The sequence below is a fragment of the Urinicoccus timonensis genome (assembly GCF_900232945.1).
GTDB lineage: Bacteria > Bacillota > Clostridia > Tissierellales > Peptoniphilaceae > Urinicoccus > Urinicoccus timonensis.
The window spans coordinates 855,897-873,898 of the sequence record NZ_OCTU01000001.1; the positions used below are offsets into that span (position 1 = coordinate 855,897).

General features: G+C 42.4%; 19 protein-coding genes. 3 read left to right on the plus strand and 16 right to left on the minus strand.

The genetic code is table 11. The annotated features are described in order from the left end of the window. Positions 1 to 7: 7 nt before the first annotated feature. From CS898_RS03955 to CS898_RS03995, 9 genes are all read right to left on the minus strand, one after another. Positions 8 to 997: an aspartate-semialdehyde dehydrogenase gene (locus CS898_RS03955; RefSeq protein ID WP_009431021.1), complete on the minus strand. Its 990-nt coding sequence runs from the start codon at positions 995 to 997 to the stop codon at positions 8 to 10. 117 nt (positions 998 to 1,114) lie between these two features. Beyond that, entirely contained in the window at positions 1,115 to 1,684 is a 570-nt protein-coding gene (locus CS898_RS03960; protein ID WP_099208157.1) for a GNAT family N-acetyltransferase, read from the minus strand. 2 nt (positions 1,685 to 1,686) lie between these two features. Further along, complete coding sequence (locus CS898_RS03965; RefSeq protein WP_009431337.1) at positions 1,687 to 2,784, minus strand: PIN/TRAM domain-containing protein; 1,098 nt, start codon at positions 2,782 to 2,784, stop codon at positions 1,687 to 1,689. A gap of 24 nt (positions 2,785 to 2,808) precedes the next feature. Further along, positions 2,809 to 3,297 carry a CarD family transcriptional regulator gene (locus CS898_RS03970; protein WP_009430722.1) on the minus strand — a complete coding sequence of 163 codons (489 nt, stop codon included), beginning with the start codon at positions 3,295 to 3,297 and terminating at the stop codon, positions 2,809 to 2,811. Positions 3,298 to 3,455: 158 nt separating this feature from the next. Further along, positions 3,456 to 3,854 carry a YkvA family protein gene (locus CS898_RS03975; RefSeq protein WP_009430369.1) on the minus strand — a complete coding sequence of 133 codons (399 nt, stop codon included), beginning with the start codon at positions 3,852 to 3,854 and terminating at the stop codon, positions 3,456 to 3,458. 49 nt (positions 3,855 to 3,903) lie between these two features. Further along, positions 3,904 to 5,259 (minus strand): magnesium transporter, encoded by a 1,356-nt coding sequence (gene mgtE, locus CS898_RS03980; RefSeq protein ID WP_099208158.1) that lies wholly within the window; start codon positions 5,257 to 5,259, stop codon positions 3,904 to 3,906. Positions 5,260 to 5,269: 10 nt separating this feature from the next. Further along, complete coding sequence (gene mgtE, locus CS898_RS03985) at positions 5,270 to 6,616, minus strand: magnesium transporter (protein WP_009430750.1); 1,347 nt, start codon at positions 6,614 to 6,616, stop codon at positions 5,270 to 5,272. Between the two features lie 74 nt (positions 6,617 to 6,690). Further along, positions 6,691 to 7,809, minus strand: a complete 1,119-nt coding sequence (locus CS898_RS03990; RefSeq protein ID WP_099208159.1) for a toxic anion resistance protein — start codon at positions 7,807 to 7,809, stop codon at positions 6,691 to 6,693. 1 nt (position 7,810) lies between these two features. Next, entirely contained in the window at positions 7,811 to 8,848 is a 1,038-nt protein-coding gene (locus tag CS898_RS03995) for a 5-bromo-4-chloroindolyl phosphate hydrolysis family protein (protein WP_099208160.1), read from the minus strand. 183 nt (positions 8,849 to 9,031) lie between these two features. Between CS898_RS03995 and CS898_RS04000 the strand changes: the two genes are divergently transcribed. The 3 genes from CS898_RS04000 to CS898_RS04010 all read left to right on the plus strand — a co-directional run bounded on the left by CS898_RS04000 (position 9,032) and on the right by CS898_RS04010 (position 10,876). Beyond that, the gene (locus CS898_RS04000) at positions 9,032 to 9,913 is read left to right on the plus strand and encodes a DUF1002 domain-containing protein (protein ID WP_099208161.1); all 882 of its coding nucleotides are present in this window, start codon (positions 9,032 to 9,034) and stop codon (positions 9,911 to 9,913) included. 66 nt (positions 9,914 to 9,979) lie between these two features. Continuing rightward, complete coding sequence (locus tag CS898_RS04005; protein WP_009430117.1) at positions 9,980 to 10,162, plus strand: DUF1858 domain-containing protein; 183 nt, start codon at positions 9,980 to 9,982, stop codon at positions 10,160 to 10,162. 90 nt (positions 10,163 to 10,252) lie between these two features. Continuing rightward, the gene (locus CS898_RS04010) at positions 10,253 to 10,876 is read left to right on the plus strand and encodes a hypothetical protein (RefSeq protein ID WP_099208162.1); all 624 of its coding nucleotides are present in this window, start codon (positions 10,253 to 10,255) and stop codon (positions 10,874 to 10,876) included. Positions 10,877 to 11,096: 220 nt separating this feature from the next. Here CS898_RS04010 and CS898_RS04015 read toward each other — a convergent pair whose 3' ends face one another. The 7 genes from CS898_RS04015 to CS898_RS04045 all read right to left on the minus strand — a co-directional run. Next, positions 11,097 to 11,816 (minus strand): ECF transporter S component, encoded by a 720-nt coding sequence (locus tag CS898_RS04015; RefSeq protein WP_099208163.1) that lies wholly within the window; start codon positions 11,814 to 11,816, stop codon positions 11,097 to 11,099. Between the two features lie 196 nt (positions 11,817 to 12,012). Continuing rightward, entirely contained in the window at positions 12,013 to 13,161 is a 1,149-nt protein-coding gene (locus CS898_RS10015) for a DUF4430 domain-containing protein (protein WP_234976015.1), read from the minus strand. Further along, positions 13,161 to 14,717, minus strand: coding sequence for an S-layer homology domain-containing protein (locus CS898_RS04025; protein WP_099208164.1), 1,557 nt, complete (start codon positions 14,715 to 14,717; stop codon positions 13,161 to 13,163). Before CS898_RS04025 ends, CS898_RS10015 begins: the two co-directional genes overlap by 1 nt. Continuing rightward, positions 14,714 to 16,351 carry an ABC transporter ATP-binding protein gene (locus tag CS898_RS04030; protein WP_099208165.1) on the minus strand — a complete coding sequence of 546 codons (1,638 nt, stop codon included), beginning with the start codon at positions 16,349 to 16,351 and terminating at the stop codon, positions 14,714 to 14,716. Before CS898_RS04030 ends, CS898_RS04025 begins: the two co-directional genes overlap by 4 nt. Beyond that, complete coding sequence (locus CS898_RS04035; RefSeq protein WP_099208166.1) at positions 16,333 to 17,214, minus strand: energy-coupling factor transporter transmembrane component T; 882 nt, start codon at positions 17,212 to 17,214, stop codon at positions 16,333 to 16,335. Before CS898_RS04035 ends, CS898_RS04030 begins: the two co-directional genes overlap by 19 nt. A gap of 86 nt (positions 17,215 to 17,300) precedes the next feature. Next, positions 17,301 to 17,690 carry a hypothetical protein gene (locus CS898_RS04040; RefSeq protein WP_099208167.1) on the minus strand — a complete coding sequence of 130 codons (390 nt, stop codon included), beginning with the start codon at positions 17,688 to 17,690 and terminating at the stop codon, positions 17,301 to 17,303. 115 nt (positions 17,691 to 17,805) lie between these two features. Then, a partial coding sequence (locus tag CS898_RS04045) for an S-layer homology domain-containing protein (RefSeq protein ID WP_143614579.1) occupies positions 17,806 to 18,002 on the minus strand: 197 nt, incomplete at its 5' end.

Here is an 18,002-nt window from a genome sequence, read left to right on the forward strand (position 1 = left end):
GGTCCTCCTAGGCCAACTTGGCTACTTTTTCTAAAATTTGAATGGTATTTAAGGCAGCACCCTTGCGGATATTGTCTGCTGTACACCATAGGTTCAAGCCGTTTTCAATGGATTCGTCCCGGCGGATCCGGCCCACAAAGACCTCATCCTTGCCCTCTGTATAGAGGTTCATGGGGTAGATTTTCTTGGCTGGGTCATCTTGGACTACCAGGCCTGGGAAGTCTTCCAGAACCTTGTAGACTTGGTCCAGACTAAAGGGTTTTTTGGTTTCGATATTAATGGACACGGCATGGGCAAATTTTACAGGAACCCGGACGGCAGTGGCTGTAATGGCCAGACTGTCATCTCCTAAGATTTTGCGGGTTTCGTTGATCATCTTCATTTCTTCCTTGGTATAGCCATTGTCCAAAAACTTGTCGATATGGGGCAAGAGGTTAAAGGCAATGGGATAGGGGTAGGTTGTAGGTTCCTTGCCCTTGAGGCCCTCTTCTAAGTCCCTTAGTCCCCCTACTCCACTACCGGAGGTGGATTGGTAGGTGGAGTAGATAATCCGTTTAATACCAAAAGCATCGTAGATGGGCTTTAGGGGAATGACGGATTGGATGGTGGAACAGTTGGGACTGGCTATAATCTTGTCCTCTGGTCGGATGGTATCCAGGTTGATTTCCGGTACTACCAGGGGTTTGTCTGGGTCCATACGGAAATAGGAGGAGTTGTCAATGCATACAATCCCTTCTTGGGCTGCCAAGGGCAAAAATTTTGCCGCTAGGTCCCCATCCAGGGCTGATAGGACATAGTCCAAGTTCCCTGCCTTGATAGACTCTTCACTTAACTCTTGAATAACTAACTTTTGTCCCCGATAGTCAATTTCTTGGCCTTTAGACCGGCTAGAAGCAAAAACCTCCACTTGGACATCCTTAAAGGATTCTCTGTCTTCCAATATTTTCAACATGGTTTGGCCTACCAAACCTGTTGCTCCAAAAATTCCTAGTTTCATATGACCTCCTTTATTCAATCATGATTCTTTCTCGCAACAAATTATATAGATAGTCTACATGAATAGAGAAAATTTCGCAAGTAAAAGGGTCCCCAGCTCAGGCTAGGGACCTCTTTTTTATTTTTTGTATTTTCCAATGGTCTTTTGGATTTCCTGGTAGATCAAATAGGGTTCATGGTCTTCCTTTAAAATGTCCATATAGAGGGTATCATAATAGTCCCCTGCCAGGTAACGAGACTGCCTCCAGCGGCCAATTTCTTGGAAGCCACACTTCTTATAGAGGGCCTGGGCCCGGTGGTTAAAGGTAAAACAAGTTAGGGAAATGGAATGTAAATTTAAAAGGTAAAAACCATAGTCCAGAACCAGGTTGATAATATCATAGCCTAAGCCCTTAGACCGAGCCTCTTCCTGGCCAATCATAATTCCTAAAACTGCCCGGCGGTTTACCAGGTCAATATCAAACAATTCCACCAGGCCAATGAGCTTACCCTGGTAGTCTACGGCAAACTGCCTCTTGTCTTCGGATTTTTTGAAATAGTCCCTTTCATCATCGGCTGTATAAAGCCCCGGCATAGACCCTGTAAAGAGGGAGGCTTCAAAGTCGTTCATAAAGCGGACAAAGTCATCCATGTCTTGGTCAAAGACAGGCCTTAAAGAAACCTGTTTCCCCTTAAATTTTTCAATCATTCCTATCCATCCTTTCGCTTGGCAAAAATCATCTTCCCAGCTGAAGTTTGTAAGATGCTGGTCACTGTTACAGAAAGTCTTTGGCCAATAAGGTCCCGGCCATTTTCTACTACAACCATGGTTCCATCATCCAGGTAGGCCACCCCTTGGTGGGCTTCAGTCCCCCCCTTGAGGATGGTGACAAGAAGGTCCTCGCCACTTAAGACAACAGGTCTTAGGGCATTGGCCAGGTCATTGATATTTAAGACATCCAGACCTTGGACATTGGCTACCTTGTTGAGGTTGTAGTCGTTGGTCATAATCTTAGCATTTAAAACCTTGGCCAGTTTTAAGAGCTTGGAATCTACTTCTGGGATTTCCTTAAAGTCCTGGTCTGAAATGACAATCTTAGGCAGGGGATGGTCCTGCATCTGTTTTAAGATGTCCAGACCCCGACGCCCCCGGGCTCTTTTGGAGGCATCCTGGGAGTCGGCAATGTGTTGGAGTTCCTCCAAGACAAAGACCGGCACCACCAGGGGACCTTCTATAAAGCCTGTTTGGGAAATATCCAAGATTCGTCCATCAATTAAGACACTGGTGTCTAAGACCTTGGCATCTTCCAACTTATCCTTTTTCGTCATGAAGCCATCAATCTTTGGCAGGCTGAGCTCGGTTATCCGCTTGGACAATTCAGCCTTGCGGTGGCCCAAAAGTTGATAGCCCACATAGGCAAAAATTACATGGATAAAAATACTTAAAATCCCCCCGACATAGGGAATTTGGTCAATGGGCCTGGAGACCAAAAAGGCCACTACAAGGCCCAGGATAATCCCTGTAAAACCTAACAAGAGGTCAGACAAGGGCATATCGGCCAATTGTTTTTCGATGAAAGCCATGAATTGTTCTAACAGCCAGACTGCCTTGGGGTATAATAAATAAAATATAAGTGCAAATAAAAGAATCAATCCCACAGTCATGATTTCGATGAAATGAGGCAAAGAAATTTCAAGGATGAAATTTAAATTCTTTAAGCCTACAGCGATTAGAATACCAATCCCAGCTCCCAGTAGCGTGAATAAAAATCGAAAAATTCGCGCTAACCATTTTTTGCTTTGGTTCATACTCCCTCCTTAAATAAAAAATGGTTATTGGTTGGAAAAAATGGCGTGGTCAATTAAATCAGACAATTCCTCTTCATCCTTGCCATAGACCAAAATCATTTCAGAAATGATGATTTGCTTGGCATTGTTTAGCATCTTCCTTTCCCCAGTGGATAGGCTCTTTTCGTGGTCTAAGATTTCTAAACATAGGACGACCTTGGCAATCTCTTCAATATCCCCACTTTTAATCCGGTCCATATTGTAACGGTAGCGGCGGTTCCAATTTTTGGGCAACTTGCTTTCGTCTTCTTGGGTGAAAATTTTAAAAACTTGATCCATTTCCTCCTTAGATAGGATTTCTCGAACTCCCAGTTTTTTCATTTGCTTGACAGGGACCATTACATTCATATGATTTGCCGGCATCTTCAATATGTAATACTCCTGGACTTCCCCCAAGACTTCCTTTTTCTCGATATCCTCAATCACTCCTGCACCATGAATGGGATAAACGACCTTATCGCCAATTGAAAACATGCTACACCTCCATTTTCACAACAATAACCTATGTATAGTATAGCATAATTGGAAAATAAAATAAACATTTTACATTATCATAGTCTACTTATTATGTCAACTCTCTATAGAGATTTTTCTTTCTTGACCTAAACTTCGAGAAAAAAGAAAGGAACAGGTTACTTTCCTGTTCCTCTTTCTATCTTGAGCCAATCTTCATATCGGTCCAATTCATCTTCAATTTTGTGGAGAATTTTGAAAAATACTGCCACATCATCTAAAAAACCCACTCCCAGAAGAAAGTCCGGAATGAGGTCTACGGGGTTTAAGAGGTAGAGAATCCCCACCACAATCAAAACAAGATTTTTCTTTTTAACCCCCTTGTAGCGTCCCTGGGTCCAATCCAATAGGAGCTTTACCATTAGGATTGATTGGTGACCCAAGACTTTAAAAGATCCCTCTTGACTCAAAGTTTCTAAAGACTTGTTGGCAAGTTTTAGGAGTCTTCCCTTTTTTCCCAGTAAAAACAGGGCCTTTGGAGCTAGGTTTTTATAAATTTTATCAAAATTTACTTTCATTAGCACCTCCTATATTGAATTTTTACCCTCAATTAGGAAGCTTTAATCATCAGGCAATCTGGGATAGGATTAGGCCAGCTAGGTTGAAGTAGACCACTAGAACCAGAGCATCTATAATGGTGGTAATAATGGCGGCACTCATTAGGGCCGGGTCAAATCCTAGTTTTTTCATCAAAATGGGTAGACCTGCCCCTAGAAGTTTGGATAGGATAATGGTGACAATCATAGTCAAGGTCACCAGGACACTCACTCCCAGGTCTGTTCCTAAGATCATCAGGCGGACAAAGTTGACCAAGGATAGGATGACTCCTACCACCAGACCCACTCGTCCCTCCTTCCACATGATGTAAAAGACGTCTTTGAGTTCAATTTCTCCAGTTGCCAATCCCCGGATGACCACAGTGGTGGATTGGGACCCTGTATTTCCTCCTGTCCCGGTAATCATAGGGATAAAGGAAGTCAGGATGATGTATTTGGCAATAATGGGGTTATAGTGCTTGATAATCCCGGCAGAAATGGTTCCGGAAATCATGAGGATTAAGAGCCAGGGAATCCGGTTTTTTGCCAGGGACCAGGCACTTTCATCCAGGTAGTCCATGTCGGAGTCTCCCCCGATCCCTACCATCCTATGGAAGTTTTCCGTATCCAAGTCTTCAATGATTTCCAGGATATCATCAAAGGTAATGATCCCAGTTAAGCGGTGCTCCTTGTCCACTACAGGCAGGGCCAGGTAGTCGTATTTTTGGAAGCGGTCGGCCACTTCCTCAATGGGGTCCAAGGTTTTGACATAGATAACGTCTGTTGTCATCATATCTTCCACCAAGGTATCATCATCAGCCACCACCAATTCTCTTAAGGACACAAAGCCCAGGAGGGTGTTTTTTTCATCTACCACATAACAGGTATAGACGATTTCTGAATCCTCGCCATTTTCCCGAATAAACTTCATGGACTCTTCCACTGTCCATTCGGGTTTCAGGGCCAGGTACTCGATGGTCATTTCTGCCCCAGCTGTTCCTGCTGGATACATTAAAAACTCGTTGATTTGCCGTCTTTCTTCCGGACTGGCTGCTGCCAAAACCTTGGTGACGATTTCAGCAGGGACTTCTTCCAAGAGGTCAATCATGTCGTCAAAATAGAGTTCTTCCATGATATCGAGTATTTCTTGGTCTGTTATGGCATCAATGAGTTGGAGTTGTTGGGAGTGGTTGAGGTAGGTAAAGACATCAATGGCCTTGTCTTTTGGCAACATTCGGTAGATAAGGATGGCATCTGTGGTATCCAGGTCTTCAATAATCTCTGCCAAGTCTGCTTCATTCATCCGGCTGATTTCTTCTTTGATGGCCACCATGTCTTTTTCTTCAATCATATGTTTTAAGTGTTCTAATTGTCTATTGTCTTCCATGCTCTCTCTCCTAGTATAAGATCAAGTTTGCCAGGCCAAAATAGATAATTAAGGCACAGGAGTCAATAACGGTCGATATAAAAGAGCTGGCCATTAGGGCAGGGTCGAAGCCGAGTTTTTTCACCACAATGGGTAAAAAAGCTCCCATGATCTTGGACAGTTCCACCACACAGAGAATGGTTAGGCTCACTAGGAGGCTGATTAAAAAACTTTCCTTCACCAGGAAGAAAAGGCGGATAAAGTTGACAAAGCCTAGGGCCAGGCCTGCAATAAGGCCAACTTTTCCTTCTTTAAAGACAACCTTCCATATATCACTGATCTTAATGTCCCCCGTAGCCAGGGCCCGGATAACCATTGTCGAGGACTGAGACCCCGTATTTCCCCCAGTGTCAGACAACATGGGGATAAAGGATGTCAGGATAATAAAGTCTTGAATAATCCAATTATAGCGGTTGATAATTCCTGAAGTCAGGGTGGCTGAAATCATTAAGATCAAGAGCCAGGGTAGGCGGTTTTTGGCCAAAGACCACACTGTCTCTTCCATGTAGTCCTTCTTGGAAGGCTCAATAGCAGCCATCCTGTGGAAGTCTTCTGTGGTTTCTTCCGTCATGACGTCCATGATGTCGTCTACGGTAATGATCCCTATGAGCCGGTGCTCTTGGTCTACTACTGGCAAGGCCAGGTAACCGTACTTATTAAATTTATCGGCAACATCTTCCTGGTCATCCAAGGTCTCTACAGAAATAACATCATCGATCATGATATCTTCAATCTTGGCCTGGGGATTTTCCGTTACCAATTGTCGTAGGGAGACAAAACCCAGTAGTTTTTGATACTTATTTTTTACATAACAGGTATAGACCGTTTCCTTGGTCATCCCGATTTGCTTGATGTATTCCAGAGCTTGGCCTACTGACCATTCAGGCTTCAAGTCTACATATTCGGTGGTCATAATGGACCCGGCAGAGTCCTCCGGATACATTAAAAATTCATTAATAATCTTTCTTTCTTTTAAGGGGGTTTGTGCCAGAACTTTATTGACAAAGGATGCAGGCATTTCCTCTAAAAGGTCAATCATATCATCAAAGTAGAGGTCGTTTAAAATGGACTCCAATTCTTCATCAGTCATGGACGTAATCAAGAGCCGACGTTGGTAGGGGGTCATATAGGCAAAGACATCAATGGACAGGTCCTTGGGCATCATACGGAATATGAGCAGGGTATCTCTTTCGTCAAAAGATTCCAAAAGTTCTGCCAAATCAGCCCCATTCATCGATTCGACTTCTTGTTTTAAGGTTTGTAGGTCCTTACTTTCAATTAAATGAGCAAAATATTTTGCTTGGCGTTCTAAATCCATGCTTCCTCCTTTCTTGTCTCCTCTTGATTGTATCATACTTGACCCCATGAAAAAAAGCCTCCGAGAGGCTTTTCTTACTTATCTTGGGCTACATCCAAAAGACCCCGTTTCAGTTCTTTTTCCAATTCTTGCAATTGGACACTGGCTTGGGCTCTTTGGGCTGCTCCATCCCGACTAATTTGACGAATTTCCTGGATGGCTGTAATGAGTTGGTCGTTGGTGTACTTAATGGTGTCTATATCAATAATAGCTCTTTGGGAGGCCTTGGCTGTTTCAATAGAGGACATTTTTAAGGTCTCCGCATTTTTCTTTAGGAGGTCATTGGTCAGGTCTGTAACTTCCTTTTGGGCTTGGGCTGCCCGGCCGGTATGGAGGGCTCCCAGGGCCAGGACCATTTGGCTCTTCCAAAGAGGGATGGTATTGATAATAGTGGATTGGAGCTTTTCCACCATGACAGTATCTCCGGATTGGACCAGGCGAATTTGGGGGGCCATTTGCAGGCTTACCATCCGGGTCAGGTCCAGGTCGTGGAGCTTTTTTTCAAAACGGTCAATAGAAGACCGAAAATCTTGGGCTTTTTGGGCATCAATAGGGAGTTTACTTTCCAGGGCCTTGGCTTCCAGGGCCGGAAGCTCTTGGCTCTTGGCCTTTTCCAGACGTTTTTCTCCAGCCTGGATATACATGGTCAATTCCTTGTAGTAGGAGAGGTTGAGGTCATACATTTGGTCCAGGGTAGAGATATCTTTTAAAAGTTGAATTTGGTGGCCTTCCAGGCTCTTGGCAATCTGGTCTACATTGGCCTGGGCCTTGTTATACTTGGTCTTTAAACCATCTACCTTGTTTTTGGACTTTTGGAATAGACCTGCCAGGCCCTTTTTTTCCTCTTGGTCAAAGTTTTTTAGCTCCAGGACTACAGAGGAGATTAGGTCGCCCACCTCTCCCAGGTCTTTTGTCCGGATGGTCTTTAAGGTTTCCTCGGAAAATTGAGCAATTTGTCCCTGGGCTCCTGCCCCGTATTCTAGGATAGTAGCTGTATTGCTTAGGTCAATTTTTTCCGCAAACTCTTCCACCTGTCTCTCTTCTTCTGGGGTCAAGTGGATGTCTTTAAATTTTTCTTCTTGGGGGGCTTCCTGGACCAGTTTGGGAGCTTGGGGCCCTTGGTCTAGGGTGAGTTCAATTTTTCTTTCGTCCATTTTATTCCTCCAATGTAAAATCTCGGTCTATAAGTCCGTCTTGTTTCATTAAATTTCTTAAGACACTAACTTCAGAAAGGCTATCCCTGGCCATGGCTCCTCCCAGCTTGTCTAAGAGTTCTTCAAAGGCCTGGTTCATTTGCCCAAAGGCCTCTTCTAATTCTCCCAAGGCCTGGCTTGATTGGTTGAGGTCTTGGCTTTCTTGCAAGAGGAGATAGCGGTTCATCAGGTCTGCCAGGCTAGGCAGGTAGTAGCTATTAAACTTGGTCAGGGATTTTTTATTTTCAGGATACTGGTCTACATGCTTGTAAATCCGCTCAATCGTAGTAATCAAGGGCAAGACCTTGTCCTGGGCTTGGGGTCTTAATTGGGGGTAGGTTTTTTTTATGGACCCAAAGGCCTCCTTGCCCTGGCTGTCATCCGGATTGCTGGGGTTTTCCAATTCCTCTTTTTGGACTTTTCCCAAGGTCTGGGCCTGCTTTTTGTAGAGAAGGTAGGTTGGGTAGTCCAGGATAAAGAGTTGGCCATCTTCTACAATTTGCGCCTCCTTAAAGGTGTTGTCTTGGATAAAGCTGGTCAGGTCTTTTTGGGCCACTTCCAGGGGAACTCCGGCAATTCGAGCCATTTCATCCAACTTACCCACAGTCCCACTTCCCAGGGCCCGGATATATTTTTCCAGGCGGATCTTGGCTTTTTTATAGTAGGAAGACCGGTAGATTAAGAAGGCACTGGCCAGGGTAAAGAGGGCAAAAATCACTAGATAGGGTAGGTCTCTTATCTGGCCTGTCAAGACTTCAAATAAAAAACTGATTGTTGTGATCCCCGATGAGACTCCCCCTACTAAGCCTAAAATCAGGTAAAGATCCCTCTTTGCTTCCACTCTTGGATTTTTTTCCACCAACTTGGGGTCTTTGGCTGGAATAAGCTTTTGACTGTCCTTCCAGCCTTGGAGAAAGCTACTTAGGCCTGAAGAGGCCTTCTTCCCCACACTATTAAATATCTCATCCATGCTTTGGCCTATGGTTTTCTTCTCCTTCATCTTCTCCCCCCTTAAGTAATTTTATCGTAACACAAAAATATAGCTCTTTCAACGGAAGAATCTTAAGCTTTGGACTAAAGAACTTAAGATATTTCTAATCTTTTCTTAAGATTCCCCGACTTCATTTTTTTGACACATTTTTGTGCTATACTCTAGACATAAAATGAGAAAGGGGTTTATAGAATGAAAAAAACATATACGCTTTTGGCCCTGGTTTTGTGCCTGGCCATGCTTCCCTTTACAGCCCTAGCTAAAGAGGGAGCCACCCTGGTAACCCTGGGGGAAGACCTGACTCCCCGGGAAAAGGAAGCTATTTTGAAAGAATTGGATCCACCGGAAGATGCCGACTATGTCACCGTATCCAATAAGGAAGAATACGACTATTTAGGAGATGTTCTACCAGCTAAAAACATTGGTAACAAGGCCATTTCCTGCGCCATTGTCCGCTACACACCAGAAGGATCTGGCATCCATGTTAAACTTAGCCCCCTGGTTAAGGTGATTAAAGAAGATGCCTACCGCAACGCCTTGATTACAGCAGGGATTAAGGATGCCGACATCTATGTCACAGCTCCCGGCAATGTGTCCGGATCTGCTGCCCTAACAGGCCTCTTCAAGAGCTATGAAAAAAAGACTGGCCAAAAAATTCCGGAAGATGTAAAAAAAGTAGCCAATAAGGAAATGGTGGTTACCTCCAGTCTAACCGAGGAAGTTGGAGAAGACCAGGCCAATGACTTTATGAACAGCGTCAAGGTCCAAATGGCTGAAAAAATGCCCCAAAATGAAGCAGAAGTCCGAGACATCATCCAAAATATTGAAAACCAATACAATATCAACCTGTCTGAAGGCCAAAAGACCCAAGTGGTCAACCTCTTTAACGACATGAAAAACACAAATATTGACTGGGACAATATTAAGGAGCAAGCTGGAAAGTATTCCCAAAAAGCCAAGGACTATATCAATAGCGAGGAAGGACAAGAAAATCTTAAGAAGGCCAAGGGGCTTTTACAGCGCTTTATTGATTGGATCTTCTCCCTTTTTGACAAGTCCAGCCAAGAGGGCTAACTTGACGATAAGGGAGTCTTTATTGTACAATAGTCCTATAGAAAAAATGAACTTAAGGAGGATCTTATGATTACAAAAGATACATTAATTGGCGATTTAATCCGTCAAAAACCAGAAGCAGTTCCGATTTTAATGAGCTTTGGCATGGGCTGTGTAGGTTGCCCATCCAGTCAAATGGAATCCATTGAAGAAGCTGCCATGGTTCATGGCTTTGACTGCCAAAAGATTTTAGAAGAATTAAATAAGTAAGCTGGAGGGGCGATGAAAATCGTCCCTTTTTCCGACTTATTTTACATTTAAAGTCCTTGGATTTCTCACAGGTCCAGGGAAGGAGGTTCTATGAATAAACAAGTAAGATACTTTCTTATGATCATTGCCCTGGCCCTAGTCAGCTTTGTGGTTACAAATGTCTTGGGCACTGCCAATAAAAAGCGGAATAGCCAGGTAGACGGAGTCAAATTAATCGTCCAAGTATCCAAAGACCAACGCAAGCCCATTGTTAGGACCTATAAAAAGTCGGTCTATGACGGTCTATCCACCCTGGAAGTGGCCAAAATCTATGAGGAAATTTCTGGTAAAAGAGAAGGAGACCTGCCCTGCATTGACTTGCTGGAAGACCCCAAGGTTTATTTTTCCTTTAAAAAAGATGACCAGCCCGTCCAAGCCCAAGACATCCGCCTGGAAGTTCTGGCTGAAAATTATAATTATCGGGAAAAAGAAAAAGCCAAAAAAATTAAAGGTCAATTGGAGAAGCTCAACGACAAGACCTGCACCTTCCAATCCCGCCGCTTCACCACTCAATATGAAAAGTACTTTATGGAAGAATTGGTTTTTAAGCTCAGCTACCGTATTGATGGGGTGGAATATTTCTCTACCTTTAGCTGCCTCCAAAGCAACGTCTCAGATGGGACAGATTTTTCCAAGAATGAAGAGTTAGCCCAACCCAAAGAAGCTGACAAGTAAAGTATGTAAAAAGAGCCCTAGGGCTCTTTTTTATATCTTGGTTTTTTACTTGAGGCCAGCCAATCAGCACGAAGGCTTAAATGAAAGATAAACAGCCCTCTTGATTAATCAAGAGGGCTGTTTATCTTTCTTATTCTTGCCGAATATAGGTCTGCTCTTTAGTTCTTTTTATTAGCCAAAGTCATTCCCTCTAGCAGTAAAGATGGAAGAGATCTATGACCTATGACTTATCATTTAAAAGTCCATATTTTTTTTGAACTCGTTGTATTTTTTCTAAAAAGGGTTCTCCAAAGAAAAACAAAAAGCCAAAAGTTCCCAACCCATGAATTAAGTCAAAGGGAAGACCTTGAGCATAGGAAACTAGAATCATATCCCAAGTTACATGATCATAAAAACTAATAATCGATATGGGATTCATTATAGACCCAAATAGGCAAAAGATGGAAAGAAATCCATAAATCCCCATACCCCACTTAGTCTTAGGGATTTTAAACTTCTGAAAAAGAATTCCGGAAAAAAAACCAATTAGGCCAAAAGAAAACATCTGCCAGGGAGTCATGGGCCCTTGGCCAAAAGAGAAATTAGATACAAAAGCAATCATAGCTCCTACAACAAAACCCGACTGAGGACCTAGAGCGATTCCACTCACAATAGTGACGGCAGCTACCGGCTTAACTTGGGGAATCCAAAAAAAAGCCATCCGTCCAGCTACACCTATAGCCGACAGCCCTGCAATTAAAATTAACTCCCTTGTCCTAATTCCTCTCCTCTCAAATAAAAGTAGAAATGGTACCGTAGTTAAAAGTAACATTAGTAGACTAATAAAAATATACTTTCGGTCATTTAGCACTGTCATTCCAAATATAAGAAGAGCAGGAATAATAATTAGAATAATAAGACCACTTATTCTAGCAAGTTTTTTATTCCTTTCTTGAGACATTCCAACCTCCTGCGTTCAAGCTTTTAATGATTTGCAAATACTCCATCTTTTGATTTTCAATACTGCTAGCATTTCCCCAAAAATCAATGTGATATCTGTTTTTCTGATTCTTATAGATAACTACCTCTAACTAGGATTCTTTTCTTCCGAATAATTTTATATCCTTCCTATGAAATACTTTTATTCTATCTAAGGTCTATTTTACCATAGAATTATCTCCAACATCTCTACCTAAATCACAAGTATAGACCCATTCAATCTGGTCACCAGCTTTCACTTGATAACGAGAGCATCCATAATTTGGGAACCAGCCATTTACTTTGTACATCCAACCAGAAAGTTCTCCACAGTCAAACTCATAGAGGTTATGGATTCCCATGACATAGGCAGAATTATAAGCTGGAGTAAAATTGGCCTCCATATGGATTTTTCTCGCCTTGGTTTCTCGACCTAAAACATCAAATACTGATTCTCCTGGATGAAAGTTCACTTGGGTCGGTGGTAAAATAAGTCCATCTACTGGCAAAACATCAATCTTATCCATGTCGAAATGGTCCATATTTTGTAAAATTGTATCACATCGAATGGACAGGGTACAAGTTTCTAGCCGATCTTCTTTTTCCACACTTCCCGGTTCCACTGGCTTGGGTCTTCCAGCTGGTGTTGGGTCTGTTAGGTACTTGTCCTTCTTCCCTTTGGAACTCTGGGCAATAGCCTCTTGTTTTAATCTCTTATCTTCTTGGTCTTTCTTGGCCCTTTCTTCCGGACTAACTTTTGCCTGCTCTTGCATTGCCTTTTGTTTTAACTCTTCCTTGTTTTTTGGAGTAGCTATAGGCTGACTGGCCTGAGGACTTTCTTGACCAGGTTTAGGGTTTGCCTGGTCTTTTTTGGGCAAGAGTTTAATCTCCTTATAGGCCCTCGTTTGATCTTCCTTGGCTGTTCCACAAATAGTAAGGCTTTGGGCATTTTCACTAGCTCCCACTTGTAAGAGACCTGCTTCTGAGATCACTGTATCTTCCTTATGAGGACTGGTAATTTCCCAAAGGATACTGGGGTCGTAGTCTCCCTCTCCTTCAATTTGTGCCGTAAACTGAGCCTGGCTCCCTATCTCTACCTCTTCCTTATCAACAAGGATAGTCAAGTTTTTTATCTTCCCTTTACCTGTCAAGGCATGTAGATCCTTGTTCTCTTGTTCTTTAAGTTGAGAGACCTTTTCCGCATCAGCCGTCCGATTATCCGGACGTAAAAAATCACTATTATAAATAAATGCAAAAATCAGAAGAACCCCTAGGGCCACCAGCCCTAGGGTTTTTTGTTTCTTGGTCAAATTTTGGAAAGCCTTCATTATTTTACTCCAGCCAAACGGTTAATCATTTGAACGCCTTCAGCACGGTTAATATTGGATAAAGGAGCCAATCCTTCAGGACGTCCCTTGACAATTCCCTTTTCTACCATCAAAGCTGCAGAGGGTTTTGCCCAATCAGCTATTTGGTTTATGTCCCTAAATTGTTTCAGACTTTCTTCATTTCCCTTGGCTTGGGGTAGAGCTCGAGCAAGCATGGACATAGCTTCTTGACGAGTAATATTTGCATTGGGATCAAAATTCCCATCTCCTCGTCCTTTGATGATACCTTGGGCTGTAGCAATAGAAATTGCTTTTCCATACCATTCACTTCCCCTAACGTCCTTGAAGCTTGAAGGGCTTTCCTTTTCTGATTTTAAATTCAGTCCTCGAACTAACCCTACAGCAAATTCCCCTCGAGTAATGTCCTTATTCGGTGTAAAAGCCTTACTACCATTAGCTATACCATAGCCCTTAGTCTTTTGAATCAAGGCTTCTGCCCAGTGGCCCTGAATATCTGTAAATCCTTGGTTTCCACTGACAACTCCCGTATTCCCCTTAAGACCTCCATCTTGCTTCATATCAAAAAGGGCCGGCTTCTTTTCCTCAAATCGCTTTAGGGCAACTAGGGCTTCCATGGCTTGGTCTGTCCCCATTCCATTGGCGCTTGTTTCTGTTTGTACATGCTTGAAACCGCCTTGAGGAGCCTTGTAGGTTAAAAGTGCATCTACAACAGATTGTTTCCTTCCATTGGCATCACTTTTTACAAAACGATGGTCTTTGGCTGGATCAATGCCCAAGCTTGTTAAGGCAATAATGGTTTGGGCAGAAGATTCTGAATTTTCAGCTCCCATTGTTTGGTAACCACCTGTGGGAAGTTGCATGTCTGACAAGGCTTGAACGCCCCGGTCAATAGCTGCCTTTACCTTTGGTTGATTTCTATAGGGAACCAAAGAATAAAGAGCCATCGCCGTCATATCCGGATCAGCCTTTTCTCCCATAAGATTCCATCCACCACCGTTTACTTCCCGTCTTAAAATTTCTTCTACCATTCGTTCTCTAGAGTTTTGGTCTGCACTTGAATCAATTTTTGATAGTTCATAACCCTTGGTATCTAGGGCAATTAGCGCCCAAATAGGCCCGTTCAGACCTTGTTTTAAGACATTTTTAAAATTGGACAGAGGTTTTACCAGGTCGTAGCCGGCTACATTCCTTGGATCCTTTCCAATAGCTGTTAAGGCGCAAATAATTCTGGAATATTCCGTAAACTTATTCTTAGATAAGTCTCCATTTTTGCTCTTTACTGCTTCTTCTACCCTCTTGTAGTAGCCTTCATAATAACCGGCCGGTACAGGTTCTCCACTTCGGGCTAGAGATAGAACTGTCCATTCTCCAGCCATAGTACCAAATTCTGGTGCATCCACTGTGGTGTACAAAAACCTTGCTGTTTCCTTTACTTCCTTATCTGCCCGAGATGCTGCAAAAACAGGTCCCGTGGTCATGGAAAGTAATAAAACAAGGGCTAAAAGGCAACTTAACTTCTGCTGTATTTTTTTCATTTTCTTTCTCCTTCTTGGTTAATCTCTTCAATTGCATCTTCAATGGTAACTATGTTCAGATTTTCCTTGCGAAAAATTTTATTAGCTGCTGTTGTATAAAAGTGATTCCCTGAAAAAAATTCTCGACTAGGTCCTTGGCTGATGCACTCTCCATTAAAAAACAAACTACATTGTTGGGCTGTTTCTGCACAAAATTCCACATCGTGGCTGACCATTAAAACAGTCCCTCCTCTTTTTACATAGCGGTCTAGTATTTCCTTAAATTTCAACTTAAATTGACCATCCATCCCTTTAGTAGGCTCATCTAAAAGTAAAATCCTTGGCTTTTTTAAAAGAATCTTAGCCAAGGCCAGACGTTCCATCTCTCCCCCACTTAAATCAAAGGGGTGGTGGTTTAAAATCTTTTCCAAGTCAAATTCTTCAATAATTTCTTGTATTTCTTCCTGGTCCCTGGACATTTCTTCCAGTTCTTCCCGGGCACTTTTAAATACAAAGAGGGCTTTTGGATGTTGGGGTACCAGGGCAATATCCCTATTTATCTCACCCTTTTTGCGCTTCTTTTCCCCGTCATAAACTTTTCCTCGGCTGGCCTCTTCTACTCCGGAAATTAACTTCAACATGGTAGACTTTCCAGCCCCATTTCCTCCCAAAATTCCATGGATTTCTCCAGGATTTAGCGTGAAATTCAATCCCTTTAAAATATCCGGTCCTTCTTTTTTATAGCGGAAATAAATATTTTTTAAGGTCAGTATGGGCGATTTTTCCTGCCCTTCTTCTTGAGGTTTTGCTTCCGAGGGTCGGGGCCCCTCTTTTAATTTAGGCCGACTCCTTAAAGCCTCTCCAACAGTTAAAGGAACCTCCCCCTGCCAGTCACTCTTAACATAAATTTGGGCCGGTGCCGGTAAGGATTCTAAAATGGGTTTGGGCTCTCGTTTCATCTCTCGAACGAAGTCTCTGGGATTCCCATCAAAGGCAATGGATCCATTTTCTAAAAATAAAATTCTTTCTGCCAAGGCATAAGGCTCCGTCAATCGGTGCTCACTGACTAAAATAGTAATTCCCAGTTCCTGACAAACCCGATTTAAGCCTTGAAAAAATTCTAATGAGGCAATGGGGTCCAACATAGCCGTCGGTTCATCCAAGAGCAAAAGCTTCGGTTGCATACAAAGAATAGATGCCAGGTTTACCATTTGGAGCTGGCCACCTGATAAGTCCGTTACCTTTTTTAAAAACCAAGACTCCATTCCAAAAAAACTGGCAATTTCTCCAACTCGTAGCCGCATGGTTTCCTGGTCTAATCCCAAAGATTCCAAGCCAAAGGCCAATTCATGCCAGACCTTATCTGTTACAATTTGATTTTGAGGATCTTGTTGAACAAAGCCAATACCTGATGCATCTTCTCTTAAATCCAAGTCTTGGATATTTTTATTATTGTAAACAATCCTCCCCTTCTTTTCTCCAAAAGCAGCTAAACTCTTCTTACACTGCCTTAAAAGGGTCGTCTTCCCGGAAGCCGATAAGCCTGTTAAGAGGACAAACTCTCCTTCCTTTAAAGAAAAATTTACATCTTTTAAAATCCAGTTGTCTCCTTCAGGATATTTAAATGAAAAATGATCTACCTTGAGTATTTCCACTGGTATTCCTCCACAAGCGATAAAATAACCGGCATAAATGCCAGAACAACAAATACAAAGAAAGCTACTAGGGAAAACCCATCGACCTTGGCAATTTTCACAGTTGGATAAATAACCATTTTAAACCTTCGAAAATATGCAGCTAAGATACAAAGAACACTCCCTAAGAGGACCGAACCTAAAAGAACATAATCTCGCCTCTCCATTCTAAAGAGAGCAAAATGCGTTCTCCCCTCTAGTCCATGACCTCTAGCCTTCATAGAATCTGCCGTCTCAATACTAGATTCCAAGGACCAAGTAACAAAAATCGAAAAAATCTTCAAGGCATTTTTAAAGCGACGAAGAAGAGATCCTTGACTCATATCCTCTCCAATTCCCTTTCGACAAGCATAGATGGTCCGGATCCGCTCCTTATACAGAGGGACAAACCGCAAAACCATGGAAAAAATTAAAGATAGGGAAGGTAAAATCCGGCCAAATAAATATAAGATTCTATCCGAAGTCATAACCCGGTTGTGACAGGAAAACCAAAGAATCATAGTCGTAAACATAAGCCCTGCTGATAAGCCAAAGAGGAGAGATTCCAAGGTCAAGGGATTTCCATTGGGAAAATACCAAAGAATAGTCGCCCCCTGATGGATCAAAATAGGGTTTAAAATAGTAATAAAAAGACCTGTCGATATAGCCATCACTAGTGTTTTCCAACTTTTTTGAAAGCCCACTTGGACCAAAAGATAGGACAAGGCCCCTAGAAAACTAGCCCCTTGAACCACAGGATGGCGTAAAAACATGGTGAAGGCTAGAATAAAGAGAAAAAATAGCCCCTGGCCCCAGGGATTGTAATCCTTAAAAAAATCAGTCATCAAAATCCTTTCAAATAAAAAACAAACTGCCGGAAAGTTAACGTAAAATATCTCTAATCTGTGTTATCCGTTGCACCCCCTCTTCCTCAAATAATTTCAAAAGCTTCCAAGTTTAGAGAAGGTGGAATAATAATTGGTGTATCAATTAACTCTTTGGTCATAGTTCCTATTAGGAAAGATAGGAGATTGGCTGCCTGGGAACACAAGTCATAGGATAAGTTCTTCGCCTCTTGAATTGCTAGATCTTGAACAAAATCCACCTGAATCACTTGGTTGACTTGACAAGTAAAAAGAGCCCGCGGTTCAGGAACCACATCAGTGGAAAGATGGTAGAGATAAGTTTTAGTCCCCTCCACCTTTTCCACTCTTGCCTTATGAGATACATTGATATTTAAAGGCTTACTCCGGTCTGGAATTTTATCCAAAACCTGTCCTGAAAAGCCCTTTAATTGAACGCTTAACTTTTCAATCTCCATCTTTTCCTCCTTTTTAGCAAAGAACACTTGGATAAACCTAAGTGCTCTTTGCTTTTTCTATAAGTCCCTAACTGGTCCAAGTAAGATTATCTCCTTACTTAAACTCATCTACCTACTAGTTATTCATAGTGTAAATGACTTGAGCAAATTCTGCCCGGGTAAGGGTCTTGTTTGGTGCAAAGTTCCCCTTGTCTTGTCCTTTAAAGATGCCGGCTTCTGTCATTTTTCTTACGGCTTCTTTGGCCCATGGGCTAATTTGTTCTTGGTCTTTATAGGTTTGTGCCTGGTTTTTATCTTCCAGTTTTCCTTGTT